Origin of the sequence: Actinokineospora sp. HUAS TT18, assembly GCF_051364635.1 — a bacterium.
Taxonomy (GTDB): Bacteria; Actinomycetota; Actinomycetes; order Mycobacteriales; family Pseudonocardiaceae; genus Actinokineospora.
In genome coordinates this window covers 6,135,149-6,160,333 of the sequence record NZ_CP195645.1, presented here as the reverse complement: position 1 = coordinate 6,160,333, position 25,185 = coordinate 6,135,149, and the positions used below count along the sequence as shown (strand labels likewise).

Annotated in this window: 24 protein-coding genes and 2 tRNA genes; 6 read left to right on the top strand and 20 right to left on the bottom strand. The window is 69.9% G+C overall.

Annotation, left to right across the window (positions count from 1 at the left end; all coding sequences use genetic code 11):
* Positions 1 to 137: 137 nt before the first annotated feature.
* The 10 genes from lon to ACSHT8_RS28605 all read right to left on the bottom strand — a co-directional run bounded on the left by lon (position 138) and on the right by ACSHT8_RS28605 (position 11,660).
* Positions 138 to 2,498 carry an endopeptidase La gene (lon, locus tag ACSHT8_RS28650; protein ID WP_436494183.1) on the bottom strand — a complete coding sequence of 787 codons (2,361 nt, stop codon included), beginning with the start codon at positions 2,496 to 2,498 and terminating at the stop codon, positions 138 to 140.
* Between the two features lie 139 nt (positions 2,499 to 2,637).
* Positions 2,638 to 3,519 (bottom strand): class I SAM-dependent methyltransferase, encoded by an 882-nt coding sequence (locus ACSHT8_RS28645; RefSeq protein WP_436494181.1) that lies wholly within the window; start codon positions 3,517 to 3,519, stop codon positions 2,638 to 2,640.
* A gap of 117 nt (positions 3,520 to 3,636) precedes the next feature.
* Positions 3,637 to 4,113 carry an SsrA-binding protein SmpB gene (gene smpB, locus ACSHT8_RS28640; protein ID WP_436494179.1) on the bottom strand — a complete coding sequence of 159 codons (477 nt, stop codon included), beginning with the start codon at positions 4,111 to 4,113 and terminating at the stop codon, positions 3,637 to 3,639.
* Positions 4,113 to 5,015: a permease-like cell division protein FtsX gene (gene ftsX, locus ACSHT8_RS28635; RefSeq protein ID WP_436494177.1), complete on the bottom strand. Its 903-nt coding sequence runs from the start codon at positions 5,013 to 5,015 to the stop codon at positions 4,113 to 4,115. Before ftsX ends, smpB begins: the two co-directional genes overlap by 1 nt.
* Positions 5,016 to 5,051: 36 nt before the next feature.
* Positions 5,052 to 5,741 (bottom strand): cell division ATP-binding protein FtsE, encoded by a 690-nt coding sequence (gene ftsE / locus ACSHT8_RS28630; protein WP_054055101.1) that lies wholly within the window; start codon positions 5,739 to 5,741, stop codon positions 5,052 to 5,054.
* A 90-nt stretch (positions 5,742 to 5,831) separates the two neighbouring features.
* Positions 5,832 to 6,932 carry a peptide chain release factor 2 gene (gene prfB / locus ACSHT8_RS28625; protein WP_436494176.1) on the bottom strand — a complete coding sequence of 367 codons (1,101 nt, stop codon included), beginning with the start codon at positions 6,930 to 6,932 and terminating at the stop codon, positions 5,832 to 5,834.
* Between the two features lie 43 nt (positions 6,933 to 6,975).
* A complete protein-coding gene (locus tag ACSHT8_RS28620) occupies positions 6,976 to 7,476 on the bottom strand; it encodes a PadR family transcriptional regulator (protein WP_436494175.1) in 501 nt (166 codons plus the stop codon).
* A gap of 448 nt (positions 7,477 to 7,924) precedes the next feature.
* A tRNA-Met gene (locus tag ACSHT8_RS28615) sits at positions 7,925 to 7,998 on the bottom strand.
* Between the two features lie 517 nt (positions 7,999 to 8,515).
* A tRNA-Met gene (locus ACSHT8_RS28610) sits at positions 8,516 to 8,589 on the bottom strand.
* Between the two features lie 68 nt (positions 8,590 to 8,657).
* Positions 8,658 to 11,660, bottom strand: a complete 3,003-nt coding sequence (locus ACSHT8_RS28605) for a UPF0182 family protein (protein WP_436494173.1) — start codon at positions 11,658 to 11,660, stop codon at positions 8,658 to 8,660.
* Between the two features lie 169 nt (positions 11,661 to 11,829).
* Between ACSHT8_RS28605 and ACSHT8_RS28600 the strand changes: the two genes are divergently transcribed.
* Positions 11,830 to 12,348, top strand: a complete 519-nt coding sequence (locus ACSHT8_RS28600; protein ID WP_436494171.1) for a PPA1309 family protein — start codon at positions 11,830 to 11,832, stop codon at positions 12,346 to 12,348.
* A gap of 6 nt (positions 12,349 to 12,354) precedes the next feature.
* On the opposite strand, the gene ACSHT8_RS28595 is transcribed toward ACSHT8_RS28600, so the two are convergent.
* Entirely contained in the window at positions 12,355 to 13,443 is a 1,089-nt protein-coding gene (locus ACSHT8_RS28595; protein ID WP_436494169.1) for a YlbL family protein, read from the bottom strand.
* Between the two features lie 79 nt (positions 13,444 to 13,522).
* On the opposite strand from ACSHT8_RS28595, the gene ACSHT8_RS28590 reads away from it, so the two are divergent.
* Entirely contained in the window at positions 13,523 to 14,806 is a 1,284-nt protein-coding gene (locus tag ACSHT8_RS28590) for a zinc-dependent metalloprotease (RefSeq protein ID WP_436494168.1), read from the top strand.
* Positions 14,807 to 14,815: 9 nt separating this feature from the next.
* Here the strand turns inward: ACSHT8_RS28590 and ACSHT8_RS28585 are convergent, their stop codons facing one another.
* On the bottom strand, positions 14,816 to 15,376 hold the full coding sequence (locus ACSHT8_RS28585) for a M48 metallopeptidase family protein (protein ID WP_436494166.1): 561 nt from the start codon (positions 15,374 to 15,376) through the stop codon (positions 14,816 to 14,818).
* Positions 15,377 to 15,458: 82 nt separating this feature from the next.
* Between ACSHT8_RS28585 and ACSHT8_RS28580 the strand changes: the two genes are divergently transcribed.
* Both ACSHT8_RS28580 and ACSHT8_RS28575 read left to right on the top strand, forming a co-directional pair.
* Positions 15,459 to 16,481 (top strand): hypothetical protein, encoded by a 1,023-nt coding sequence (locus ACSHT8_RS28580; protein WP_436494164.1) that lies wholly within the window; start codon positions 15,459 to 15,461, stop codon positions 16,479 to 16,481.
* A 97-nt stretch (positions 16,482 to 16,578) separates the two neighbouring features.
* Positions 16,579 to 17,883, top strand: coding sequence for an ABC1 kinase family protein (locus ACSHT8_RS28575; protein ID WP_436502212.1), 1,305 nt, complete (start codon positions 16,579 to 16,581; stop codon positions 17,881 to 17,883).
* On the opposite strand, the gene ACSHT8_RS28570 is transcribed toward ACSHT8_RS28575, so the two are convergent.
* The 7 genes from ACSHT8_RS28570 to ACSHT8_RS28540 form a co-directional block, all read right to left on the bottom strand.
* The gene (locus ACSHT8_RS28570; protein WP_436494162.1) at positions 17,884 to 18,060 is read right to left on the bottom strand and encodes a hypothetical protein; all 177 of its coding nucleotides are present in this window, start codon (positions 18,058 to 18,060) and stop codon (positions 17,884 to 17,886) included.
* Positions 18,061 to 18,130: 70 nt separating this feature from the next.
* Positions 18,131 to 18,961 (bottom strand): class I SAM-dependent methyltransferase, encoded by an 831-nt coding sequence (locus ACSHT8_RS28565; protein WP_436494160.1) that lies wholly within the window; start codon positions 18,959 to 18,961, stop codon positions 18,131 to 18,133.
* A 59-nt stretch (positions 18,962 to 19,020) separates the two neighbouring features.
* Positions 19,021 to 19,614 carry a DUF742 domain-containing protein gene (locus ACSHT8_RS28560; RefSeq protein ID WP_436494158.1) on the bottom strand — a complete coding sequence of 198 codons (594 nt, stop codon included), beginning with the start codon at positions 19,612 to 19,614 and terminating at the stop codon, positions 19,021 to 19,023.
* 152 nt (positions 19,615 to 19,766) lie between these two features.
* Positions 19,767 to 19,982 (bottom strand): hypothetical protein, encoded by a 216-nt coding sequence (locus ACSHT8_RS28555; protein WP_436494156.1) that lies wholly within the window; start codon positions 19,980 to 19,982, stop codon positions 19,767 to 19,769.
* Positions 19,979 to 20,365, bottom strand: coding sequence for a WhiB family transcriptional regulator (locus ACSHT8_RS28550; RefSeq protein WP_436494154.1), 387 nt, complete (start codon positions 20,363 to 20,365; stop codon positions 19,979 to 19,981). Before ACSHT8_RS28550 ends, ACSHT8_RS28555 begins: the two co-directional genes overlap by 4 nt.
* Before the next feature lie 115 nt (positions 20,366 to 20,480).
* Complete coding sequence (locus ACSHT8_RS28545; protein WP_436494152.1) at positions 20,481 to 20,672, bottom strand: hypothetical protein; 192 nt, start codon at positions 20,670 to 20,672, stop codon at positions 20,481 to 20,483.
* A gap of 137 nt (positions 20,673 to 20,809) precedes the next feature.
* On the bottom strand, positions 20,810 to 22,882 hold the full coding sequence (locus ACSHT8_RS28540) for an ATP-dependent DNA helicase UvrD2 (RefSeq protein ID WP_436494150.1): 2,073 nt from the start codon (positions 22,880 to 22,882) through the stop codon (positions 20,810 to 20,812).
* A gap of 62 nt (positions 22,883 to 22,944) precedes the next feature.
* Between ACSHT8_RS28540 and ACSHT8_RS28535 the strand changes: the two genes are divergently transcribed.
* Together ACSHT8_RS28535 and ACSHT8_RS28530 are read left to right on the top strand one after the other, a co-directional pair.
* Positions 22,945 to 23,673 (top strand): DUF4191 domain-containing protein, encoded by a 729-nt coding sequence (locus tag ACSHT8_RS28535; protein WP_436494149.1) that lies wholly within the window; start codon positions 22,945 to 22,947, stop codon positions 23,671 to 23,673.
* A gap of 49 nt (positions 23,674 to 23,722) precedes the next feature.
* The gene (locus ACSHT8_RS28530; RefSeq protein WP_436494147.1) at positions 23,723 to 24,478 is read left to right on the top strand and encodes a GNAT family N-acetyltransferase; all 756 of its coding nucleotides are present in this window, start codon (positions 23,723 to 23,725) and stop codon (positions 24,476 to 24,478) included.
* On the opposite strand, the gene ACSHT8_RS28525 is transcribed toward ACSHT8_RS28530, so the two are convergent.
* Positions 24,475 to 24,957 (bottom strand): RDD family protein, encoded by a 483-nt coding sequence (locus ACSHT8_RS28525; RefSeq protein WP_436494145.1) that lies wholly within the window; start codon positions 24,955 to 24,957, stop codon positions 24,475 to 24,477. The genes ACSHT8_RS28530 and ACSHT8_RS28525 overlap by 4 nt on opposite strands.
* Positions 24,958 to 25,185 lie beyond the last annotated feature (228 nt).

Genomic DNA, 25,185 nt, shown 5'->3' with positions numbered 1-25,185 from the left:
CACCGCTAGCAGTTACCCGCGAGGAACGACCATTCAGCGGGATTCTATGAACCGACAGAACCAGGAAGAATGGTCATTTACGATGGCATTGCCATATTTCCTGTCCATCATAGCTCCCACCCATAGTGCCAGCTAAGTCACGCGACAAGCGTTTGCGCGACCGCGGGCTCCAACGCCAGCTCCAATGCCTCCCGAACGTCGCCGACCAAATGCACGGTCAGCGCGTCGCGCACCGATTCCGGCACGTCGTCCAGATCCGGCTCATTGCGCTTGGGCAGCAGCACCGTGGTGATTCCGGCCCGGTGCGCGGCGAGCAGTTTCTGCTTCACCCCGCCGATCGGCAGCACCCGCCCGGTCAGCGACACCTCACCGGTCATCGCCACGTCCGACCGCACCGGCCTGCCCGACAGCAGCGACGCCAGCGCCGTGGTCATGGTGACGCCCGCGCTCGGCCCGTCCTTGGGCACCGCGCCCGCCGGAACGTGGACGTGCACGCCGCGTTCGGCCAGTTCGGCGACCGGAAGCCCCAGGTCAGGGCCGTTGGACCGCAGGTAGGACAGAGCGATCTGCGCCGACTCCTTCATCACGTCACCCAGTTGTCCGGTGAGCGTGACCCCGGCCGACCCGGTGTCCTTGTCGGCCAGCGAGGCCTCCACGAACAGCACGTCGCCGCCCGCGCCGGTCACCGCGAGCCCGGTCGACACCCCCGGGACCGCCGTGCGCTCGGCCGACTCGGGCGTGTGCTTCGGGCTGCCCAGGTAGCCGCGCAGGTCAGCCGCGGCGACCTTGAGGGGCAGCACGGACTCGCCCAGCGCGAGCCGGGCGGTGACCTTGCGCAGGATGCGCGCGATCGCCCGCTCCAGCTGCCGCACGCCCGCCTCGCGGGTGTACTCCCCCGCCAGCAGCCGCAGCGCCGACTCGTCCACCGCGACCTCGTCGGCCGTCAGCCCCGCCCGCTCCAGCTGCCGGGGCAGCAGGTGGTCGGCGGCGATGACGACCTTCTCGTCCTCGGTGTACCCGTCGAGTTGGACCAACTCCATCCGGTCGAGCAGCGGCGCCGGGATCGAGTCGATGACGTTCGCCGTGGCCAGGAAGACCACATCGGACAGATCGAGCTCGACCTCCAGGTAGTGGTCGCGGAAGGTGTGGTTCTGCGCCGGGTCGAGGACTTCGAGCAGCGCTGCCGTCGGGTCGCCCCGGTAGTCCGAGCCGACCTTGTCGATCTCGTCGAGCAGCACCACCGGGTTCATCGACCCCGCCTCGGAGATCGCGCGCACGATCCGGCCGGGCAGCGCGCCGACGTAGGTCCGGCGGTGGCCGCGGATCTCGGCCTCGTCCCGGACGCCGCCCAGCGCGACCCGGACGAACTCGCGTCCCATGGCCCGCGCGACCGACTCGCCCAGCGAGGTCTTGCCCACCCCGGGAGGGCCCGCGAGCGCCAGCACGGCACCGCTGCGTCGCCCGCCGACGATGCCGAGCCCGCGCTCGTCCCGCCGCTTGCGCACGGCCAAGTACTCGATGATGCGGTCCTTCACGTCGTCCAAGCCGGCGTGGTCGGCGTCGAGGATCGCCCGCGCGCCCGGGATGTCGTAGGCGTCCTCGGTCCGGGTGTTCCACGGCAGTTCGAGGACGGTGTCGAGCCAGGTGCGGATCCAGCCGACCTCCGGCGACTGCTCGGAGGTGCGCTCCAGCTTGTCCACTTCGGACAGGGCGGCTTCCCTTACTTTCTCAGGAAGTTCGGCCTGCTCCACGCGCGCGCGGTAGTCCTGCTCCTCGGAGGCGGGCTTGCCGTCCAGTTCGGCCAACTCCTTGCGGATGGCCGAGAGCTGCTGGCGCAGCAGGAACTCCCGCTGCTGCTTCTCCATGCCCTCCTTGACGTCCTTGCGGATCGTCTCGGCGACGTCGAGCTCGGCCAGGTGCTCCTTGCCCCAGTCGAGCAGCTTGCGCAGCCGCGCGGCGACGTCGGTCGTCTCCAGCAGCCACACCTTGCGCTCGTCGGTCAGGTAAGGCGCGTACCCGGCCATGTCGGCGAGGGTCGAGGGATCGTCGATCTGGTTGACGGTGTCGACGACCTGCCACGCGCCGCGCTGCTGCAGGATCGTGGTGACCAGGCCCTTGTACTCCCGCGCGAGTTCGCGGGCCTCGTCGGTGACAGCCTCGTCGGCGGTCTCCACCTGCACCCACAGCGCCGCGCCAGGGCCCGTCGTACCAGCGCCGATGCGGACACGGCCAGTGCCGCGCACGACCGCGGCGAGGTCGCCGCCGGGCAGCCTGCCGACCTGCTCCACGACGGCGAGGGTGCCGACGGCGGCATACTTGCCGTCGAGGCGGGGCACGAGGACAACGCGCGCGGGCTCGGTGCCCGCCTGCGCGGCCTCGATGGCGGCCCGCGCCTCAGCGGCGTTGTCTGAGCCGGTGAGGTGGATGGGGACGACCATGCCGGGCAGCAGGACGGTGTCGTCCAGTGGCAGCACCGGCAGCGTCAGGGCCTCGGACATTTCCGATCACACTCCCAAAGTTGAGTCTGCCCAACTCAACATCTTTGAGTGTGCGTTTGTTTCCGCCCCGCGTTCGCCCTGAGCAAACGGCAACGAAGCCGCACGACCGGTGGTCGTGCGGCTCCGAAACCAGCCGTGACTAGGCGGGCTTGCGCAGCAGGAAGAGGTACGAGCCCAGATGCTCGCGGAAGAACGTGCGCACCAGCGGGATCACGTAGTCCATCTCGGCGGTGGCCTCGGGGCCGTAGAGGTCGATGATCTCGGCGCGCCGGTCGCCGTAGAGCAGGCCCATCAGCTCACCGGTGAAGGCGGTGTTCTGGGTCATGTTCTCGACCTGGATCAGCTCGAAGCCCGCGGTCGCGGCCATCTCCATGATCTTCGCCGGGGTGATGGGGGGCATGCAGTGCCAGGTCTGCAGGTACGCGGTCAGCTGCTCCTCGGTGGGCTCGCCGCGCAGGGTGAAGTCGCTGACCAGGAAGTAGCCGCCGGGCTTGAGCACCCTGGCCGCCTCGTGGAAGGCCTTCTGCCGGTCGGACAGGTGCGCGAACACCTCGATCGAGAGCGCGGAGTCGAACGTCTCGTCGGGGAACTCCAGCGCCATGGCGTCGCCGTAGCGGAAGTCGACGCGGTCGGTCAGGCCCTCGGCCTCGGCGGTCTTGACGGCCTCGGCGAGCTGGCCGCGGCTGACGTTGATGCCGGTGGCGCGCACGCCGCTGGCCTTGACGAACTCGATCGCGGGCAGGCCCGCGCCGCAGCCGATGTCCAGCAGGTGCTCGCCCGGGTTCATCGCCAGGGTCTTGATGTGGTGCTCGGTCTGCTTGTCCTGCGTCCGGTTCGACAGGTCGAGCAGCGTGCGCGCGGGCTTGCGCTCACCGATCGGCGACCACGCGCCGATGTGCAGGCTGAACTCCGCGGCGATGAGCTTGTGCAGGCCCATGTACTCGTCGTAGCCGACGCCGACTTCCTCGGGGTTCGGCGGGGTGAACTCGCCGACGGTCTCTTCGTTAACTGTTGCGGTCATTGCGTGCAACTCCCCTCGTGCGAGATCCCTGAATTCGCGCCTCAGGCTAATGCTCGGGAGGGGGTGCCAACTGGTCCGCACTTTGGTGTCCAAGTGCGGACTCTCGCAGGTCGGAGGCTAGTTGCGGCCTTTCAGCGCGCGGCCGAGCGCCTTGGTCATCTCGCGGTTGGCGTCGCGCTTGGCGAGGTCCTGGCGCTTGTCGTAGGACTTCTTGCCCTTCGCCAGCGCCAGCTCGACCTTGACCTTGCCGTCCTTGAAGTACATCGACAGCGGCACCAGCGACAGGCCGCTCTCCTTGATCTTGCCGATGAGCCGAAGGATCTCGCCCTTGTGCAGCAACAGCTTCCGGGTGCGCCGGGGTTCGTGGTTGGTCCACGTGCCCTGCGTGTACTCCGGGATGTGCAGGTTCCGCAGCCAGACCTCGCCGTCGTCGACCGTGGCGAAGGCGTCGACCAGCGACGCCCGCCCCTCGCGCAGGCTCTTGACCTCGGTGCCCAGCAGGACCATGCCCGCCTCGTAGGTGTCCACGATCGCGTAGTCGTGTCGGGCCTTGCGGTTGGACACGATCACCTTGTGGCCGCGTTCCCTCGCCATTACGTCCGCACGTACAGGCGCAGGGTGACGTAGCCGGTGATGGCCGAGATCACGATGGCGATCAGCATCAGGATCGGGGACACGAAAGCGATGTCGGCCGCGCCGATCGAGCTGACCACGCCCGCCTCGATCGGGTCGCGCAGCACGTCGTCGGCGAAGGCCATCTTGCCGACCACAAGCAGTCCGATCGCGACGATCGCGCCGATCAGGCCGGTCACCACCGCTTCCAAGAGGAACGGCAGCTGCGTGTACCACCGGGTCGCGCCGACGAGCCGCATGATGCCGACCTCGGTCTTGCGCGTGAACGCCGACAGCTGCACGGTGTTCGAGATCAGCAGCAGTGCCGCGATGGCCATGATCGCCGCGACGAAGAAGACACCGGTGCGCACGCCGTTGAGCGCGCTGAAGAAGCGTTCGAGGAACTCGTTCTGGTCGGCGATCGAGTCGATGCCCGCGCGGCCGCTGTAGGCCTGGGTGATCACCTCGGGGCGGTCGGGGTCCTTGAGCTTGACCCGGAACGAGGCGGGCAGCGCCTCCGGCCGGGCCAGCTTCACCAGCTCCGGCTGGGCCTCGAAGATGCGCTTGAAGCGCTCGAAGGCCTGCTCACGGTTCTCGAACTGGACCGACTCGACGGCCGGGTCGCCCTCCAGCGCCGACCTCAGGCCCTTGCACGGGTCGGCCGCGCAGCCCTTGTCGGTCGCGGACACGTCGTTGGTCAGGTAGACGCTGACCTCGACCTTGTCCTGGTAGAGCTCCTGGGTGTTGTCGATCATCCGCACGATCAGCAGACCACCGCCGAGCAGGAACAGCGAGATGGCGGTCGTGATGATCATGGCGATGGTCATCGTGATATTCCGGCGAAGGCCGGTGAGGACCTCGCTGAACACGAAGCTGGCACGCATCGGGGGTGGTGTTCCTCGTCGTTGGGGGCAGGTGGCTCAGCGACCGACGCCGTAGACGCCGCGGGCGTCGTCGCGCAGGACGCGGCCGAGGTCGAGTTCGACGACGCGGCGGCGCATCGAGTCCACGATGGAGTGGTCGTGCGTGGCCATGAGGACGGTGGTGCCGGTGCGGTTGATGCGCTCCAGCAGCAGCATGATGTCCTGGCTCGTGTCCGGGTCCAGGTTTCCGGTCGGCTCGTCGGCGAGCAGCATCAGCGGCCGGTTGACGAACGCGCGCGCGATCGCCACGCGCTGCTGCTCACCACCGGACAGCTCCGACGGCATCCGCTCGGCCTTGCCCTCGAGGCCGACGAGCTCCAGCACCTCGGGCACGACCTTCTTGATGGTGTGCCGCGGCTTGCCGATGACCTCCAGCGCGAACGCCACGTTCTCCGCGACCGTCTTGTTCTGCAGCAGCCGGAAGTCCTGGAACACACAGCCGATGGACTGCCGCAGCCGCGGCACCCGGCGCCGCGCCATCCGCGCGACATCGAAGTTGGCGACGTAGACCCGGCCCTTGCTGGGGACCTCCTCGCGCAGCAACAGGCGCAGGAACGTCGACTTCCCCGACCCCGACGGGCCGATGAGGAAGACGAACTCGCCCTTGTCGATCTCGACCGACACGTTCTCCAGGGCGGGGCGCGTGGAGGTCTTGTAGACCTTGGAAACCTGTTCGAGGCGGATCACGGTGGGCGAGTCTACCCGCGCTTGTTATCCACCTGTTGCTTCGCCTCGCGTTACGATTCCCGCAGGTGACGGTGCGTGTGCGGACCGCTACTACTGGGTACGGCGCCAGCGGATCCCGGCCTCGAGGAAACCGTCGATGTCGCCGTCGAGCACCGCGGACGGGTTGCCGACCTCGAACTCGGTCCGCAGGTCCTTGACCATCTGGTAGGGGTGCAGCACATAGGACCGCATCTGGTTGCCCCACGACCCGCTGGAGGAATCCTTGAGGGCGTCCATCTTGGCCTGATCCTCCTGCCTGCGGCGTTCGAGCAGCTTGGCCTGCAGGACGACCATGGCGGAGGCCTTGTTCTGCAGCTGCGAGCGCTCGTTCTGGCAGGACACGACGATGCCGGTCGGGATGTGGGTCAACCGGACGGCGGAGTCGGTGGTGTTGACGCCCTGTCCACCGGGGCCGGACGCGCGGTACACGTCGACGCGCAGGTCCTTCTCCTCGATGTCGACGTGGTCGGTCGTCTCCACCTGGGGCACGACCTCGACCGCGGCGAACGAGGTCTGCCTGCGGCCCTGGTTGTCGAACGGGGAGATGCGCACGAGCCGGTGGGTGCCCTGCTCGACGCTCAGCGTGCCGTAGGCGTAGGGCGCGGTGACCTTGAACGTCGCCGACTTGATGCCCGCCTCTTCGGCGTAGGACGTGTCGTAGACGTCGGTCGGGTAGCCGTGGCGCTCGGCCCAGCGCAGGTACATGCGCATCAGCATCTCGGCGAAGTCGGCGGCGTCGACGCCACCGGCCTCGGACCGGATGGTGATGAGGGCGTCGCGCTCGTCGTACTCACCGGACAGCAGCGTGCGCACCTCGAGGGACGAGATGTCGCCGCGCAGCCGCTCACGCTCGGCGTCGGCCTCCGCGGTCGCGTCGGCGTCGCCGCCCTCCTCTTCGGCCAGCTCGTACATGACGGGCAGGTCGTCGAGGCGGGAGCGCAGTTCCTCCACCTTGCGCAGTTCGGACTGCCGGTGGGAGAGCTGGCTGGTGACCTTCTGCGCGGACTCCGGGTCGTCCCAGAGGTCCGGTCGCGCGGCCTGTTCCTCCAGGTCGGCGATCTGCGCGCGCAGGCCGTCGAGGTCCATCACCGCCTCGACACTGGCGAGCGTGGCGGAGAGGTCCTTCAGGTCAGCGGCGACGTCCAGGTTCACGTCGAGAAAGATTACGCGGACGCGAACGCCGCCGCTGCGCCGGTCAGGCCTTGGGGATGGAGTCCAGCAGCTTGAGCACGGCCTTCGCCCGCGCCACCCCGAACTCGGCGATCGCCTTCTCGTACGGGTCCTCAGCGGTCTTGGCGGCCAGCTTGAGCGACTCGTGCTCGCCGTTGTAGACGACCTTGGCCGAGTCGATCAGCGCCACCCGCTGCTTGGCGGTGAGGGTGCTGGCGTGCACCAGACGCAGGATCAGCGGACTGCGCAGGTGATCGGGACCGGGCTCACCGCCCAGCCACGCCTTGAACGCCTTCTTGCCCGCGGCGGTGATCACGTACTGCTGGCTCGACCGGGGACCCTGCTTGCCAAGGCGGACAAGACCGCCGTCGGCGAGCGCGGGCAGCTCCCGGTAGACCTGGCTGCGCGTGACACTGAAAAACGAGCCGAAGCGTTCGCGGGCGGCGGACACGAGCTGGCCACCGGTCTGCGGACCTTCGTGCAGCAGACCCAGAAGGGCAGCGGCGGTTGCATTCAATTCAGACACCCCACCACGGTCCCACGCCAACGCCCCGCTGTCCACAGTGGCCTGGTAGCTGAGTCCACAATGGCTGATCATTAAACTAAATCCGCTTCCACCATCGGACGCGACCGAACAGCCCAAGTCAGCGGCCCCGTCCGGCCCAAGCGGCGACAGTCTCAACAGGACTGACCAGTGATCGCTCACCCAAATGAGTGGCCGGGCTGTTAACGCGAATACCCATTCGGCGCAACAAGAGAACGCACCTGTAATCGGGGGCTTGCGACCATCTTGTCGCAAATGTGCCGCAGATCACGTTTCGATGTCCCCAATACTGGGAAATATGCGGCAACCCGTTATCGAATTCCCTACCTAGGTAGGTATCCAAGGCTAGGCGATCGCGGCATCATGCCACACAGTCCAACGTGGACAAAAGGCGAAGGGCCGGTCCCACCGGACCGGCCCTATACCTTTGTAGCGGGGACAGGATTTGAACCTGCGACCTCTGGGTTATGAGCCCAGCGAGCTACCGAGCTGCTCCACCCCGCGTCGGTAATTAGAACTCTACACACCCCGCAAAACCCATTTACACCGGGTCCCCCAACGCGCCCGCAGCCAACGCAGTGACGTCGGCACGGGAGCCGGTGAGCGCTGGCCACCAGCGAGGATGGGTACGCGAGCACGGGCTGCGCCGTACGTCCTCAGGGCTGGTGGCGTGGGGCGGCACCCTGGGACGGCGGCTGGGGCCCGCACCATCGGGTGAAGCAGGGCGATCAGACGCGGGGTGCACCTTGAGACCAGTTCCCCAACTCGCCCACCGGCATCGCACCACCGACATCTCGCTGTTGGGCATCTGGCTGCAGTCATCTCGCCACGGACATCTCGCCTACCGACGTCACGCCGCGGCCATCTCTCACCGCCGCCAACTCGCGTACGGACCTGGGGCACGGCTGGTTCCGCATCCGCTCGCACCGTGGGGGCCTGGGGGGGTCGCCCCCCAGAACAAACGCGGAGGAGCCCCCACGAACAAGCCAACGGCTTGTGAGTAGGGGCTCCCCAGACTCTGTAGCGGGGACAGGATTTGAACCTGCGACCTCTGGGTTATGAGCCCAGCGAGCTACCGAGCTGCTCCACCCCGCGTCGGTAAGTACAACCCTACGCGGGGGCTACGTGCAGGTGCAAATCGGGTGGCGGTTAGGTGACTGGGGTCACCCGCCGCCGGTGGGCGGTGGGGTCGGGGACGGGGATGCGCCCGGGGTTGACGGGTTGCTGGAGGGTTGGCCTGCCTTGGCTTTCGCTTCGTCGTACTTCTTCGCGGCGGCGTCGAGTTCGGCGAGGGCCTTGCCCTGTTCGGTGAAGTCTCCGGACCTCTGGGCTTCCCGCAGGTGGGCGATGGCGGCGTTGAGGGCTTGGACCGCCTGGTCCATCTCCGGGGTGGTGTTGCCGCCGCCGTTGTTGCTCGGTGGCGGTTGTGTCGTCGTGGTCGGGTTGGTCGTCGAGGTCGGCGGGTTGCCGTTCTCGCCGGGTTTGGTGGCGGTGTCGCCGGTTCCGGCGCCGAAGACCTCGTTGAGGGCCTCGTCGATGGTGGGGGCGAAGCCGACCTTGTTGCCGAACGACACGAGCACTCGGGCCAGCTGCGGGAACGCGTTGGCGTCCTTGCGCTGGATGTAGATCGGTTCGACGAACAGCAATCCGTCGGCGACCGGAAGGGTCAGCAGGTTGCCGAATCTGACGTTGACGGTCGGGTTCTGGATCAGTGTTCGGTTCTCAGCGACTTCCGGTGTCGTCAGGAATCGGTTCTGCACCTGGCCCGGGCCGTCGATCTGCACGCTGCCCGAGGTCGGCAGGCGCAGGATTCGGATCTTCCCGTAGTCCTGCGGGTCGGACGAGACCGACACCCACGACGCCAGGAACGCGCGGTTCAGCAGGGTCAGGGCGCTGGTGATCTGGAAGGTCGCCTTGGTCTGCCCTGGCGCTTGCGCCAGCACGTAGTACGGCGGCTGGTTCGCGCCGTTGCCCGTGGTGTTGGAGCCGCCGTCCTCGGTCGGGTCGGCGGGGACGTTCCAGAACGTCTTCTGCGAGAAGAACTCGCCCGCGTCGGAGACGTGGTACTTCGACAGCAGCTCACGCTGGACCTTGAACAGGTCCTCCGGGTAGCGGAAGTGCTCGCTGAGGCCCGCGGGGATCTCCGACTTGGCCTTCACCGTCCCCGGGAACACGTTCTGCCAGGCCTTCAGCACCGGGTCCTGGTCGTCGATCGAGTACAGCGACACCGATCCGTCGTAGGCGTCCACTGTGGCCTTGACGGAGTTGCGGATGTAGCTGATCGTCCGGTTCTCCTGGCGCACGACGCCGCCGAGGGAGTCGGTGGTGGCGTCGCCGAGGGCGGTGCGCTGGGCGTACGGGTAGTTCTCCAGCGTGGTGTAGCCGTCGACGATCCACAGGATCTTGCCGTTGACCACAGCCGGGTACGGGTCGCCGTCGAGGGTGAGCCACGGGGCTACCTGGCTGACCCGGTCACGCGGGTTGCGGTTGTACATGATCTTCGCGCCCTCGCCGATCTGCGACGAGAACAGGATGTTGCGCTCGGCGTGGTGCAGCGTGAAGACGAGCTTGTTGAACACGTTGTCGATCGGCACGCCGCCGCGGCCCTCGTAGGACACCGTGCTCGACGAGGTGTCGTACTCCATCGGCTTGTCGCCGTTCTTGCCGCCGACGATGGCGTAGTCGGTGGCGAGTTCGCCGTAGTAGATGCGCGGCTGGGCGACCTTGATCGGGCCGGGCGTGGCCAGGTCGCTGACCTTGAAGATCGGGAAGCCGCCCTGGTCGCTGGAGTCCTGCAGCGCCGAGTTCACCGTGTTCGCGGGCGCGGCGACGAAGCCGTTGCCGTGGGTGAACACCATGTGCCGGTTGATCCAGCCGCCCTGGGTCTCGGTGAGCCCGGTCGTCTTGATCTCGCGCGCGGCGACGATGTAGTCCTGGGTCTTGCCGTCGATGGTGTAGCGGTCGATGTCGAGCTTCTCGGGGAAGCCGTAGAAGTTCTCGCGGCCCTCGCGCTGGGTGAACGTCGGCGCCAGGATGTTCGGGTCGAGGAGCCGGACGTTGGACAGCGTGTTGGTGCTGCTCGGATCGGCCCGGATGGCCGCGCCGGTGGCGTCAGTGCGGCCTGGATAGTCCTGGATCGTGACCTTGTCGGCACTCACCCCGTACGCCGCGCGGGTGGCGTCGATGTTGCGCTGGATCGACGTCGCCTCCTTCGCGTTCTCGTTCGGGCGGACCGAGAACTGCTGGATGATCGCGGGCCAGCCGACGCCGACGAGCAGGCCCGACAGGATCAGCAGCGCGGTGGCGATGGCGGGCAGCTGCAGGTTGCGCAGGAACGCGCCCGCGAAGAACGCCACGGCGCAGAAGGCCGCGATGAACATCAGGATGAGCTTGGCGGGCAGCACCGCGTTGAGGTCGGTGTAGGTGGCGCCGCTGAACAGCGTGTTGCGGGTGGAGAACAGCAGCTCGTAGCGCTCGAAGAAGTAGTCGACCGCGTAGATGAGCACGAACACGCCCGCGATGATCGACAGCTGCATGCGGGCGGGCGCGGCGAGCTGGCCGCCCTTCCCGGCCAGGCGGATGCCGCCGAAGATGTAGTGGGTGATCAGCGCGCCGAAGAAGGCGATGGCGACCGCGACGAACAGCCAGCTGATGAGCCAGGTGATGAACGGCAGCTGGAAGGCGTAGAAGCCGAGGTCGATGTTGAACTGCGGGTCGGTGACGCCGAAGTCGGTGGCGTTGAACATCAGCTGGACCAGCTGCCAGTCGTTCTGCGCCGCCGAGCCCGCGATCAGGCCGATGACCAGCGGGATGCCGATGCCGAACAGCCGCACCCGCTGCACGATGGTCGAGCGGTAGCGGGCCAGCGGGTCGTCGGCGCTGGACACCGGGACGAACACCGGCCGCGACCGGTAGGCGATCCAGAGGCTCAGCGCCAGCAGGCCGCCGACGAAGGCGCCTACCGCGAAGAAGAGGCCGATGCGGGTCCAGAGGACGGTGGTGAACACCGAGCGGAACCCGACCTCACCGAACCACAGCCAGTTGACATAGGTGCTGAGCAGCCGGGACCCGACCAGCAGCAGGCCGAGGAAGATCCCGGCGATGATGAGCAGTATCCGGCTTCGGCGGGACAGCTTCGGCAGGCCGATCGGGGGCCGAGTGGCCACTGGGCACGCTCCAGAGTCGCTTGCTGAGAACTTGTGGACAGACGACGAGGCCCGTCCTGATTGTTCAACTCTATTAGGGCGGTCTCAGGTTCCCGTGAAGGTGCCCGAATTGCGTGGATACGTCGGCGGTGCGTGCCGGATCGGGTGAACGGGATGCGACGATGAGGCCGTGAGCACCCCCGCACCCGCCGCCCTGTCCGCCATCACGCGCGAGGTCGAGGACTTCGTCGCCGCGGGTGGCTGGGACCAGCCGCCGCAGCTGTTCGCCCTGGTCCCGACGGCGCATCTGCTGCGTGAACAGCCCGACCTGGTCGGTCAGGTCGACCCGGAATCGGTACTGACGCCGATCGCCCAGGAGGGGCTGACCGACGACGACCTGGGGGTCGCACTGGCCGGGATCATGTGGCCGGAAGCCGTGCACGGGTGTGCGCTGGCTCAGGAAATCGTCATGCTCCCGCCGGAGGCGGAGGCCGACTTGCCGTCCGACGACGTCGACCCGCTCGGACGCATCGCCGCCTCGCACCCGCAGGCCCGTGAGGCCCGGCTGGTGGCGGCGGCGCTGCGGGATGGGACGGTGGCGTGCGTGATGCGCATCCGCAGCGCGGACGGGCAGACCGACGAGATCATCGAGCACCCGGAGCTGGCGCCGAACCTGACCTCGGCCCTGCTCGACACCCTGCGCGACTGAGCGGGTTCAGCAGGCCGGGGCGTCCCGGTTGGCCTTCAGGTCCTCCAGCGCCCGCACCGCGCCGTCCAGGGTCTCCACCTTGACCAGCCGCAACCCGTCCGGGGCGTTCTCCTTCGCCTCGGCGCAGTTGTCGGCGGGGACCAGGAACGTCGTCGCCCCGGCCTCGCTCGCCGACACCATCTTGAACTGGATTCCCCCGATCGGGTCGACCTCGCCCTGCGGCGTGATCTCGCCCGTGCCCGCGATGGTCTCGCCGCCGCCGATGTCGCCGGGGGTCAGCCGGTCGATGATCGCCAGCGCGAACATCAGGCCCGCCGAGGGGCCGCCGACGTCGGCCAGGCTGATCGTGGTCTTGAACGGAACGTCCGGACGCTCGGCCGACTCCAGGCCCATGAAGCCCTCCGGCCGCTCGTCCGCGCCGAAGTCGGTGGCCTTGCCCAGGGTGATCGTGCCCGTCTTCTCGGCACCCTCCCGCTTGAACGTCAGCGGGATCGTCTGACCGGGCGCGGTGCCCGCGAGCGCGGCGCGCACGTCCTCGGCGTTGGTGACCTTCCTGCCGTTGACCTCCAGCAGCTGGTCCCCCGGCGCCAGCACCTTGTCGGCGGGAGCGCCGGAGGTGATGCGCTGGGCGATGACCTTGACCGGGTACTTGAGGTGGCGCAGCGCGGCGATCTCGGCGTTGGTCTGGGAGTCCTGGAAGAGCTTGGAGTTCTGCTCCTCGACCTCCTCCTCGGTCACGCCGGGACGGAAGTACTCCTCGCGCGGGGCGAGGGCGTAGCGGCCGCTCACCCACAGCGCGACCGCCTCGAACATGCTCACGTCGTCCTTGACCGACACCGTGGTCATGCGCAACTGGCCGCTGGTCGGGTAGGTCTCGGCGCCGTCGATCTTGATGATCGGCGTGTCCTCGACCGTGCCGAGCGTGTCGTAGGTCGGGCCCGGCCCGAGCGAGACATAGGGCACCGGCACGAACAGCCCGATCACCAACAGGGCCGTGACCAGCAGCGAACTGATCAGCACAGTCCACCCGCGGCGGGTCAGCTGCCAGGCGGGAACGTGCGGCGGGGCGGCGGGGGCGTCCGGTGACGTGCTCACGAAGCGACAGGGTACGTGCGTTCACCCAGGGCGGATCACCTGACATCACACGGACGGCCTATCCGCGTACCGTAGACACATGAGCGATCTGCCCTTCGGCTTCGGAATGCCGGACCCCGACGACCGGGACAAGAAGAACGACCCGGACAAGCCGGGCGGCGGCCAGGAGAACCCGTTCGACGCGTTCGGCCAGCTCGGCCAGATGCTCAGCCAGCTCGGCGCGATGCTCAGCCAGACCGGCTCGTCGACCGGCCCGGTCAACTACGACCTGGCCAAGCAGATCGCGGTGCAGAAGCTCGGCGGCCACGTCGGTTTCACCGCGGGCGAGCCGTCGACGGCCGTCGAGGACGCGGTGCACCTGGCCGAGATGTGGCTCGACCCGGCCACCACGTTCCCCGCGGGCGCGACGGTGACCAGGGCGTGGACCACCCGCGAATGGGTGGAGCACACCCTGCCGACGTGGCAGCGCCTGTGCGACCCGGTGGCCCGCCGCATGTCCGGCGCCTGGGTCGACGCGCTGCCCGACGAGGCGCGCCAGCAGGCCGGTCCGCTGCTGGCCATGGTCGGCCAGATGGGCGGCATGGCGTTCGGCTCGCAGCTGGGCAACGCCTTGGCGCAGCTGGCCTCCGAGGTGCTCACCTCCACCGACATCGGCCTGCCCCTCGGCCCGGCGCACACCGCGGCGCTGGTGCCCGCCAACGTCGAGGAGTTCACCAAGGGCCTGGAGCGGCCCGCCAGCGAGGTCATGGTCTTCCTCGCCGCGCGTGAGGCCGCCCACCAGCGGCTGTTCGCCCACGTCCCGTGGCTGCGCCAGGGGCTGCTCGGCGCGGTCGAGGAGTTCGCCAACGGGATCAAGGTCGACACCGCCGCCCTGCAGGAGCTGGCCTCCCAGGTCGACCCGGCCAACCCGGAGTCGATCGAGAAGGCCATGCAGTCGGGCATGTTGGAGCCGCAGGCCACCCCGGAGCAGAAGTCCGCGCTGAACCGCCTGGAGACGCTGCTCGCCCTGGTCGAGGGCTGGGTCGACGTGGTGGTCGGCGACGCGGTGGCCGAGCGCCTCCCCGGCGCCGACGCCCTCCGCGAGACCCTCCGCAGGCGCCGCGCGTCCGGCGGCCCGGCTGAGCAGACCTTCGCCACGCTGGTCGGCCTGGAGCTGCGCCCGCGCAAGCTCCGCGCCGCCGCGGCGCTGTGGCGGCTGGTCACCGACCAGCACGGCATGGACGTCAGGGACGGCCTCTGGGGCCACCCCGACCTGATGCCGACGGCCGACGACCTGGACGACCCGATGGAGTTCGCCGACCGCCTCGGCCGCAAGTCCGAGGTCGACGAGGCCATCGCGAAGCTGGAAGACGACTCGGAGTAGTCCCCCGGCCTAGTCGGCTGAGGCGATGCCCCAGCCGGCGGCGGCGGACATGCCCTCCAGGAAACCGATCGCGCGGTCGGTCTTCGGGTACGCGCGGACCAGCTCCCAGAACTCCGGTCCGTGGTCGGCCTCCAACAGGTGCGCCAACTCGTGCACGAGCACGTAGTCGAGCACCCACGCGGGCACCTCACGCAGCCGCTCGCTGACCCGGATCGTGCGGTCGACCGGCGTGCAGGACGCCCATCTGGTGCGCATCGGCGGCACCCAGCGCACGCTCGCCGGTTCGCACCGGCCGTCGAAGTACAGCTCGGAGAGCTCGCCGCACCGCTCGAGCAGCGCGGCGTCGGAGGTGCGGGCGGGCGAGCGCCTGCGGGTCTCGCTGCGCAGGAGCCTGCGCTGCATCTCCGCCACCCAGTGGGCCTCCTCCTTCTTGGAGAGGCGGGCGGGGATCTGCACGATCAACGTGTCACCTTCGCGGTAGGCGGTGACGGTGCGGGTTCGACGCTTGCTCCGGCGCACCTCGACACGGGGTTCGGCCACGGGCACCACCGTAATCCGCCGCACCGACATCCCGGGAGGACCAGCCGGGTGTGACGTTTTCCCCTGTGGACAAACAACTCCACCATTCGGCGCAATCGGGCACAGTTCCCCCATGACCCCCGAGATCGACACCGTCCGCCCCCGGCTGCGGCCTGGCGTCGTGCCGCTGCGCCGCCGCCCCGGCGAGGTCCAGTTCGGGCTCGACCCGGGCCGCGCGACCGTGGTCACGGGGCTGCCCGCCCCGGTCGCCGACCTCGCCACCGGGCTCACCGGCGGCCGCACCGTCGCCGAGCTGCGCGACCGCGTCGGCCCCGCCCACCGCGCCCCGCTCGACGCACTCTTGCACGTCCTCGCCGACCGCGGCCTGCTCGACGACGCCGCCGCCCCGCGCGACCCTCTCCCCCGCCGGCTGGCCGCCGACGCCACCGCGGCCGCCGCCCGTCCCGCCGCGGGCGATCCCCACGACCGCGCGTCCGCCGCCGTCGAAGTCCGCGGCGACGGCCGCCTCGCCATCGCCGTGGCCCTCCTGCTGGCGACCGCGGGCGTCGGTCATCTGCGGGTGAACACACAGGGCTTGGTCACCGCGGACGATGTGGGCGCGGGCCTGACCCCGGACGACATCGGCCTGCCCCGCGACGCCGCCATCCACGCGGCTCTCCGCCGGGTGCACGACACGGTCAACACCGCCCGCTTCACCCGGCGCAGGCCCGACCTCGTCCTGCTCACCGACGCGTTGGTCCCCGACCCAGCGGCGATCGAGGGCCGCGGCCTCCCCCACCTCCCGATCCGCGTGCGCGACGGCGTCGGCCTGGTCGGCCCCCTCGTCATCCCGGGCGTCACAGCCTGCCTGACCTGCGTAGACCACCATCGCGCCGACCGCGACCCGTGCTGGCCGGGCATCGCCGCGCAACTGGTCGGCAGGCCGCAGCTCGCCGACCTGTCCGCCGTCCACGCCACCGCCGCCCTGGCCGCCGCGCAGGCGCTGACGGCACTGGCCTGGCGAACCCGGCCGCACATCCGGCCGCCGACCTGGAACCGCACCCTCGAACTCGACCCGACCGCCGCCGTCCTGCGCCACCGCCCCTGGACACCCCACCCGGCGTGCGGCTGCGTCCGGACACCCCCGGACGGGTGAGGGGTGCCGAAGTTCCCCGCCATGCGAGTGGCGGTGCACATACCGCAATCGGCTGCGCATCGGGAGCGGGGCAAGGGACAATCGTGACGTGACCGAGATGCCACGCAAGACCGTCGCGCGCACAGCACGGCTGGCCAGCATCCCTCTGGGGGTGGCCGGGCGGGCTGTCGGCGGCTGGGGGAAACGACTGGCCGGGCAGAACGCCGACGAGGTCAGCGCCGAGTTGTCCGCGCGCACGGCCGAGCAGGTCTTCGCGGTGCTCGGGCAGCTCAAGGGCGGCGCGATGAAGTTCGGGCAGGCGCTCTCGGTGTTCGAGGCGGCCGTGCCGGACGAGCTGGCCGAGCCCTACCGCGAGGCACTCACCAAGCTCCAGTCCGCCGCGCCCCCCATGACCACCCAGGCCATGCACCGCCAGCTCGCCCTGCAACTCGGGCGCAGCTGGGCGACCCGGTTCACCGAGTTCGACGACACCCCGGCCGCGGCGGCCAGCATCGGGCAGGTCCACAAGGCCGTCTGGCACGACGGCCGCACGGTCGCGGTCAAGGTCCAGTACCCGGGCGCCGACGAGGCCCTGCTGTCCGACCTGCGCCAGCTCCAGCGGTTCAGCAGGCTGTTCCAGCCGTTCGTGCCCGGCCTGGAGGTCAAGCCGCTGCTGCGCGAGCTGTCCGACCGGATGACCGAGGAACTCGACTACCGCGCCGAGGCCGACAACCAGCGCGCCTTCGCCAAAGCCTTCCTCGACGACGAGAAGGTGCACGTCCCCCGGGTCATCGCCAGCGCGCCCAAGGTCACCGTCACCGAGTGGATCGACGGCACCCCGCTCGCGGCGATCATCCGCGCGGGCACGAAGGCCGAGCGCGACCACGCGGGCAGGCTGCTCTCGGAGTTCCACTTCTCCTCACCGGCGCGGGCCGGTCTGCTGCACTCCGACCCGCACCCCGGCAACTTCATGATCACCCCAGAGGGCCGCCTCGGCGTGATCGACTTCGGCGCCGTCGCCCGGCTGCCCGACGGCCTGCCCCGCCCGCTGGGCCAGATGACCAGGCTGTCCATCGACGGCCGCTCCGACGAGCTCCTGCGGCTCATGCGCGACGACGGCTTCGTCCGGCCGGGCATGAAGGTCGAGGCCGAGGACGTGCTCGCCTACCTCGCGCCGTTCGCCGAGCCCGCGGCCGTGGAGAAGTTCCATTTCAGCCGCCGGTGGATGCAGAAGCAGGCCGAACGCGTCGGCGACCTGCGCGGCCAGGACTTCAAGACCGGCCGCTCGCTCAACCTGCCGCCGCAGTACCTGCTGATCCAGCGCGTCACCGCCGGCGCCACCGGCATCCTGTGCCAGCTCGACGCCGAGGTCGGGATGCGCGAGATCATCTCGCGCTGGCAGCCCGGGTTCGCCGACGCCTGATCACCAGTACTCGGCGGGCAGCTTGCCCTCGATGTCGCGCACGTGCGTCCGCGCGCATGTCGGGCACAGCCAGCGGGTGCCGCGCTCGTCGGTGTCGGTGACCCAGGCCAGCGCCTCGACCGCGGTCGCCCCCGCCCGGGAGCGACCGCAGATCGAGCAGGTCGGCTCGTCACTCATTCGGCCGCCTCACAAGTTCGGCGGCTCCACTCGCGAAGGCACTGTGACAATGATTCGCTCGCAGGCTCGCTCATGCCGCGACGGTACGCCGACCGAGGTGGACCGTGGTGGCGCTGAGCAGGAACACATCGTCCCGCGCGCCGACATAGTCCGGCCCCGTCGGATCGCACAGACGCACGAGCGCCTCGGCGTCGGCGGCCGACACCCGGCCCTCACCCGCGTGGGCCATCCACCCGAGCCAGTCGGCGACCGACTCGCGCACCGGCTGCGGGGCAGGCGCCGGGATGTCGAGCAGGTAGCTGAACGAGTTCACCTCGCTGAGCCCGAGCTCGCTCAGCAGCCGGTTCCAGCCGTAGGGCATCCGGACGGCGCCCTCGATGCCGCCGCGCATCGCCGCGTACCAGGCGAGTTGAGCGGTGACGAGGCGGTCCTGCAGGCCGGGTTCGCCGACACCGACGTCCCACGGCAGGCAGCGCGTCGTCAGCCCGCCCTCGGCCAGCGCGAGCCAGCCGCCCGGCGCGAGCATCCGGGTCAGCGCCTCGACCCCCGCGCGTTCGTCCGGCAGGTGGTGCATCACCCGCGACGCCCAGATCAGGTCTGCCGCCGGGACCAGGGACGCCAGCTCAGGGTCCGCCGCGTCGGCCAGCACCGTGACCAGCTCGACCTTGTCCCCCACCGCCTCGACCACCGCCGACCGCGCCGCCTCCTGCAGTTCGGGCACGGCGTCGACCAGCACGATCCGGCCGCCGCCGCGCACACTCAGCGCCGTGGCGAACGCCGCGCTCATCCCGCCGGAACCGGAGCCGACGTCGACGATCGTCGCGCCATCGGGCAGCGCGTCGACCAGCCGGTCGGCGACCCAGGAGTTGACCTCCGCCTCGATCAGGTCGGTGCGCCGCATGGGGCCGAGCCTGCTGTGCCAATCGATTCCATCGTGCGTGTGCGCCATAGCGCTCGACCCTAAAGGCTGCGCAAGCCCACCAGCACGCGGTTGAGCATCGCCAGGTCGGGCGCCGCGCCGACGGCCCGGTCGACTTCCAACACACCCTGTTCCGCCAGGTCGCTGATCAGCACCCGCGCCACCCCCAGCGGCAGCGCCAGCAGCGCCGCCACCTCGGCGACCGACCGCGGCGACACGCAGAGCTCGGCCAGCGACCGGTGCTCCCAGCTCGACGGCCGCCCGGTGGCCCGCACCAGCGCCTCGATCGCCAGCGGGGTCGCCGACCTGGTCCGCCCGCCGGTCCACGCGTAGGGCCGGACCAGCGCGTGCGACTCGGGCCTGCGCGCCCACTCGTCCAGCTCGGGTTCGGCTTCCACCCGCGGCGGCGGCAGCGGAGCGGGCTCGTGGTGCTCTTCCTCCGGCTGGGCGAGAACGCCGCCGAAGCGCGCGCCGGTCCGGCCGATCGGCGAACTCTCGTCCGGGGCCTGGAAGACCGGGTCGACCTCGACCGGGTCCAGCTCGCCCCGCCACGCACCGGCCGGACCGAACCGGGCGCCGGTCCGGCCGACCTCGACGCGCCGTCGGCGCCGTCCTGCGGAGATGTTCTGTGCCACGTCAGCCCCAAAGGCCCTCGCGAACAGGGACGACAAAAACTAACGAGCGGGCACTGCCATCCGGTGACCCTCGTGTTTCCCTTGTGTTTCCTGGTGAACGGCGGGATGCCCGCCACCGCGGTGCGGTGACGGGCATCCCTGTGTCGGTTCGGTCAGAGGCAGGCGGAGGCGCGGTCGGCGCGCCTGGTCGCCCACTTGGCGACCTGCTCCCATCGCTTGGCGGTGTGGAGCCGGCGGACCAGGCGGTGCGCTTGCGCGACCTGTTCCGCCTCCCGCGTTCGAGAACGCGCGAGATTTTCATAGATCAACATTTGCGTGGGGCCTTCCGGCTTGAAGGTGTACATGGGGTCGTTGAGCTGGGCGTTCATGCGGCAACCTCATCCCGGGCCTGGGCAGCGCGCTCGGCTGCCTCACGTGCGACGTCCTCCTTGCGCGGGCGGCCGCGGGGCCGCTTGCGCGCGATGACGACGCCGCGCTCGAAGATCTCCCCACCCCAGACGCCCCACGGCTCGTGGCGGGCGAGTGCGGAGGCGAGGCAGGCCGCGCGAACCGGGCAGTCGCCGCAGAGGACCTTGGCGCGCTCGAGCTCGTTCGGGGTGTCGGCGAACCACAGGTCGGGGTTCACCGCGGATCGGCAAGGAAGGTCCAGGCCCGCGGAAGGAGCCGCGTCGAGCAGCTCGCTCACGCCGGACCCGGGCGGTCCCAGAAGGTCGAATGCTCCGCCGTCGAGCGGAACGGTGGCGGTTGACATGGTGTGGAATCTCCTAGATTCGATCTTGTTCATCGTGTTTGTGGCAAACAAAAAGGCCGCGGATTCCGGTATCGGAGTCCGCGGCCTCGGGAGCCTGGAGTTACTTGACGTGGCGTCAAGTTATCCAGCCCGAGGGTGCGGACGGATTGGTCGGAACATCGACATCGAGGGTGCGGGCGTGGGCCGACGTGAATCCGGCGATACGCTCGCGCTGCACTCGGGTGGCCGCGGTGCAGCCGGTGATGGACATGGGAGTGCCCCAGGACAGCAGGTAGCCCGGGGTCTGGTTCGTCTTGAAGATCACCATCGGGTCCACCTCCCTCATGCTGTCGTGGGCGAGAATTCTCGGGGCACTTCGTGCCCCGCCATTGCAGGTTATTGAGGTTGCGGGTGCCCTCGCAACCGATTTTCCAGAACTTCGTGTGACTGCGGTCACATATCCCTCTACCGGGTGCCCCCGGACACCAAGGACAGCACCTCTGAGCCGTATCTGTCCAGCTTGGCGGCCCCGATGCCGGAGATCGCCACGAGCGCGGCCCGATCCGCCGGACGCTGTTCGGCGATGGCCAGCAAAGTCGCGTCGGTGAAAATCACGTACGCGGGCACCTTCAGCGCCTTGGACCGCTCCTGGCGCCACTCGCGCAGCCGGTCGAGCAGACCCTCGTCGAGATCGGCCGGGCACGTCTCGCACCGACCGAGCTTGAACGCCATCGTCCCGGCGAGCTCGTCCCCGCACACCCGGCAGTGCCGGATGACCGCCATCGGCCGCTGCTCGCCGCGCCGCGCCGCGCTCACCCGCGCGGCCGGGTGGTTGTCGGGGATCAGGCCGTAGAGGAACCGGCTGCGGCGCCGGTACCGCTTGCCGCCCTCGGCCCTGGCCAGCGACCACGACAGCGACAGGTGCACCCGCGCGCGCGTCACGCCGACATAGAGGAGCCTGCGCTCCTCTTCGATCGCGGCGTCGTTGCCGTCTGCGTGCTGGATGGGCAGCGTCCCGTCGACCAGGCCGACCAGGAACACCGCGTCCCACTCAAGGCCCTTCGCCGCGTGCAGCGAGGCCAGGGTGACGCCCTCGACCGTCGGCGGGTGCTGGGCCTGCATCCGCAGGTCCAACTCGTGCACGTAGCGGGGCAGGTCGGCGTCGGCTGTCGTGGCGACCAGTTCCTCGGCCAGCTCCACCAGCGCTAACAACGACTCCCAGCGCTCACGCGCCGAGCCGCCGGACGGGGGTTCGGCGGTCAGGCCGAGCGGGCCGAGCAGCGCGCGCACCAGCTCCGGCAGCTCACCCTCCGGGGCCTGGACGGCGGCCGTGCGCAGGGTCGCCATCGCCTGGCGCACCTCCTGCCTGGCGAAGAACCGCTCGCCGCCGCGCACCAGATAAGGGATGTCGAGCTGGGTCAGCGCCTGCTCGTAGGCCTCGGACTGGGCGTTGATCCGGAACAGCACCGCGATCTCGCTCAGCGGCACCCCGGCGTCGACCAGGTCCTTGATCCGCGCGGCGACGGCGGCGGCCTCGGCGGGCTCGTCGTCGAACTCGACGAACTTCGGCTCCGGGCCGGTCGGCCGCTGCCCGATCAGCCGCAGCCGCGACCCGGCGGGCCGGTCGCGGGCGCCCGCGATGACCCGGTTGGCCAGGGACACCACCTGCGGCGTCGACCGGTAGTCGCGTTCGAGGCGCACGACGGTGGCCTCGGGGAAGCGACGGGTGAAGTCGAGCAGCGGGCGCGGGGAGGCGCCCGCGAAGGAGTAGATGGTCTGGTTGGCGTCGCCGACCACGGTCAGGTCGTCGCGCTTGCCGAGCCACGCGTCGAGCACGCGCTGCTGCAGCGGGGTGACGTCCTGGTACTCGTCTACGACGAAGCACCGGTAGCGGTCGCGGAACTCGTCGGCGACCGCGGAGTGCTCCTCCAGCGCGGCGGCGGTGTGCAGCAGCAGGTCGTCGAAGTCGAGCTGCTGGGCGCGGTTCTTCAGTTCCTCATAGCCCGCGTAGACCTTCGCGATCTGCTCGGCGGGCGCCGGGGTCTCGCGGTGGGCGCGGCCCGCGGCGGCCGGATAGTCCTCTGGGCCGATCAGCGACGCCTTCGCCCACTCGATCTCACTGGCCAGGTCGCGCAGGTTCTCCCGCTCGGTGCCCAGACCCAGCCGGTGGGCGGCCTGGCCGACGAGCCGCAGCTTGCCGTCGAGCAGCTCCCACTGCTCGCCGCCGACGACCCGCGGCCAGAAGTACCGCAGCTGGCGCAGCGCGGCGGCGTGGAACGTGCGGGCCTGCGCGCCGTGGATGTCGAGCGCGCGCAGCCGGGTGCGCATCTCCCCCGCGGCCCGCGCGGTGAACGTGACGGCCAAGACCTGGCTCGCGCTGACGTGACCGGCGTGGATGAGGTTGCCGATGCGGCTGACGATCGTGCGCGTCTTGCCGGTGCCCGCGCCCGCCAGCACGCAGACCGGTCCGCGTGGCGCGGTGACCGCGGCGAGCTGTTCGGGGTCCAGCCCCGCGAGCGGATCATGTGCGCCGGCCATGCCGACCATCTTGACAGAGCGCGCCCGACGGTCGTGGGACCCGGCACCGTATCCTGGTGGTTATGGCTGACAAGCAGGACAAGGCGGCCGCCAAGGAAGCCAAGAAGGCACGCAAGGCGGCCTCGAAGGCGAAGCGCGGGCAGCTCTTCCAGGCGTTCAACATGCAGCGCAAGGAAGACAAGGGACTCATCCCGTGGATGGTCGGCGCCCTGCTGGTGGTGACCGGCGTCGTGTTCGGCATCGGCTGGCTGATCGGCATCGAGTGGTTCGTCCTGCCGGTGGGCATCGCACTCGGCCTGCTCGTCGCCGTGATCATCTTCGGCAGGCGCGTGCAGAAGAACGTCTACTCCAAGGCCGACGGCCAGCCCGGCGCGGCGGCGTGGGCCCTGGAGAACCTGCGCGGCCGCTGGCGCGTGACGCCCACCGTCGCGGGCACGACACAGCTCGACGCCGTGCACCGGGTGATCGGCCGCCCTGGCGTGATCCTGGTGGCCGAGGGCGCCCCGCACCGGGTGAAGACCCTGCTCGGCCAGGAGAAGAAGCGCATCGCCCGCATCGTCGGCGAGACCCCGATCTACGACGTCATCGTCGGCAACGAAGAGGGCCAGGTCCCGCTGCGCGGCCTGCAGAAGCACCTGATGAAGCTGCCCAACAACCTCCGCCCGGCCGACATCGACACCATCGAGAAGCGCCTGGCCGCCATCGCCGCCCGCGGCGCGGCCCTCCCCAAGGGCCCGATGCCCCCCGGCGCCAAGATGCGCAGCGTCCAGCGCACGATCCGCCGACGCTAGCCTCGATATTCAGCAGCGCTCCCAGACACCCGCGGGCTACGGTCCGCGGGTGTCTGACGTTCTAGCCGCGCGTATCGCGCAAGGACAGTTGACCGGGCTGTCGAGGTCCAAGAAGGTCGTCCCGGCGGGCCCGTTCACCGGCCTGCTCACCGAAGGCGGCCATCCGATGATGTCCTACGCCGTCGCCACCCAGCCCGGTGAGCCCGTCACCGACCTCGGGGACAGCCTCGACGTCCTCCGCGCCGCGTTCCCGCCCGGGGCGCTCCGGTTCGAGCTGGTCGAGCAGGCGTGCCCGGGGGCCGCTGAGCTGCTCGAAGCCGCGGGCCTCAAGGTCACCGCGCGGGTCCCGCTCATGGTCGTGGACCCCGCCACCGTCACCCTCCCCGCACCGCCCGACGGCGTCGAGGTCGCGGTGGTCGCCACCGCGGCGGACCAGGCGGCGGGCGGCGCCGTCGCGCACCACGCGTTCGGGGCGCCCGGTGAGCCAGGTCCCGGCAGCGAGCCCGGACCGGCTGAGGACGGCGGCTCCGTGGTCGCGTGGCTCCACGGCCAAGCCGTCGCGATCGCGTCGTGGACGCAGGTCGCCGAGGGGGTCACCGAGATCGTCGGGATCGCCACCGCGGCCGAGCACCGGCGCAAGGGGCTGGCCACGCTCGCCACCGCACACGCCGTCAAGGCCGCGCAGGCCGCCGGGGCGACCCTCACCTGGCTCACCCCGGGCGACGACGGCGCCGAGCGCGTCTACGCCAACGTCGGCTTCACCAAGGTCGCCGACGCGATCCACCTGGCCGAAGCCGACGCCTAACGGGTGCGCAACACGACTGTGCCGAGCAGCCGGTCGTGCAGCCCGCGGCCGTTCTTGTCGTTGATCGCTGCGGGCAGGATCACACCCGTCAGCAGCGTGCGCGGGATCCCGCGCAGCGGCCCCACCAGCGCCGCGCCGTCCATCCGCACCACGCGCATGCCCAGCAGGGCCTTGCCCACGGTGAACCCGGCCAGCGAGATGCCCACCGCGGTGATCACGAACCAGACGCCGACGGCGATCAGGTTGTAGGTGTTCATCGACGCCGGGTCGCCGAAGTCCGGGCGCCGGAAAAGCGACGTGACCAGCGAGGCGAGCACCAAGTCGATCAGGAAGCCCGCGAACCGCAGGCCGGGCGATGCCACCGACCCAGGCCCACTCTCGGGCAGCCCGAGACGCTCGCCGCGGTAGCGTGCCGGGCCGTCCATCGCCTCGATCGCCGCGCCGGGGCCGGACAACCACGAACCAGTCCATCTGCTCACCCCACCAGCGTAGGACGAAGTGCCATCCGTGCCCGCTGGTGGCATCCTTCGAGGCGAAATAGGCCGTCGTTAACACTGGCGAAACATCGGGGTGACGGTCGGGCAACACCATCCTCTTAGCGTCATCACGCAGAGCGGGCACGGCGCTGCGGCCGTGATCGCCGGCAGACACGGCTGCCCGCTCGCGCGGTGTTTAGCCGGTTCGGAGCCGGCGGAGTAGACGAAGGA

What these genes read in the sequence shown, in the direction of transcription:
- lon (WP_436494183.1), bottom strand. Translation starts at nt 2,498, where the DNA reads ATGTCCGAGGCCCTGACGCTGCCGGTGCTGCCACTGGACGACACCGTC.
- ACSHT8_RS28645 (WP_436494181.1), bottom strand. Translation starts at nt 3,519, where the DNA reads ATGACCGCAACAGTTAACGAAGAGACCGTCGGCGAGTTCACCCCGCCG.
- smpB (WP_436494179.1), bottom strand. Translation starts at nt 4,113, where the DNA reads ATGGCGAGGGAACGCGGCCACAAGGTGATCGTGTCCAACCGCAAGGCC.
- ftsX (WP_436494177.1), bottom strand. Translation starts at nt 5,015, where the DNA reads ATGCGTGCCAGCTTCGTGTTCAGCGAGGTCCTCACCGGCCTTCGCCGG.
- ACSHT8_RS28590 (WP_436494168.1), top strand. Translation starts at nt 13,523, where the DNA reads ATGAGCGATCTGCCCTTCGGCTTCGGAATGCCGGACCCCGACGACCGG.
- ACSHT8_RS28585 (WP_436494166.1), bottom strand. Translation starts at nt 15,376, where the DNA reads ATGTCGGTGCGGCGGATTACGGTGGTGCCCGTGGCCGAACCCCGTGTC.
- ACSHT8_RS28580 (WP_436494164.1), top strand. Translation starts at nt 15,459, where the DNA reads ATGACCCCCGAGATCGACACCGTCCGCCCCCGGCTGCGGCCTGGCGTC.
- ACSHT8_RS28575 (WP_436502212.1), top strand. Translation starts at nt 16,579, where the DNA reads ATGCCACGCAAGACCGTCGCGCGCACAGCACGGCTGGCCAGCATCCCT.
- ACSHT8_RS28570 (WP_436494162.1), bottom strand. Translation starts at nt 18,060, where the DNA reads ATGAGTGACGAGCCGACCTGCTCGATCTGCGGTCGCTCCCGGGCGGGG.
- ACSHT8_RS28565 (WP_436494160.1), bottom strand. Translation starts at nt 18,961, where the DNA reads ATGCGGCGCACCGACCTGATCGAGGCGGAGGTCAACTCCTGGGTCGCC.
- ACSHT8_RS28555 (WP_436494156.1), bottom strand. Translation starts at nt 19,982, where the DNA reads ATGAACGCCCAGCTCAACGACCCCATGTACACCTTCAAGCCGGAAGGC.
- ACSHT8_RS28550 (WP_436494154.1), bottom strand. Translation starts at nt 20,365, where the DNA reads ATGTCAACCGCCACCGTTCCGCTCGACGGCGGAGCATTCGACCTTCTG.
- ACSHT8_RS28545 (WP_436494152.1), bottom strand. Translation starts at nt 20,672, where the DNA reads ATGGTGATCTTCAAGACGAACCAGACCCCGGGCTACCTGCTGTCCTGG.
- ACSHT8_RS28540 (WP_436494150.1), bottom strand. Translation starts at nt 22,882, where the DNA reads ATGGCCGGCGCACATGATCCGCTCGCGGGGCTGGACCCCGAACAGCTC.
- ACSHT8_RS28535 (WP_436494149.1), top strand. Translation starts at nt 22,945, where the DNA reads ATGGCTGACAAGCAGGACAAGGCGGCCGCCAAGGAAGCCAAGAAGGCA.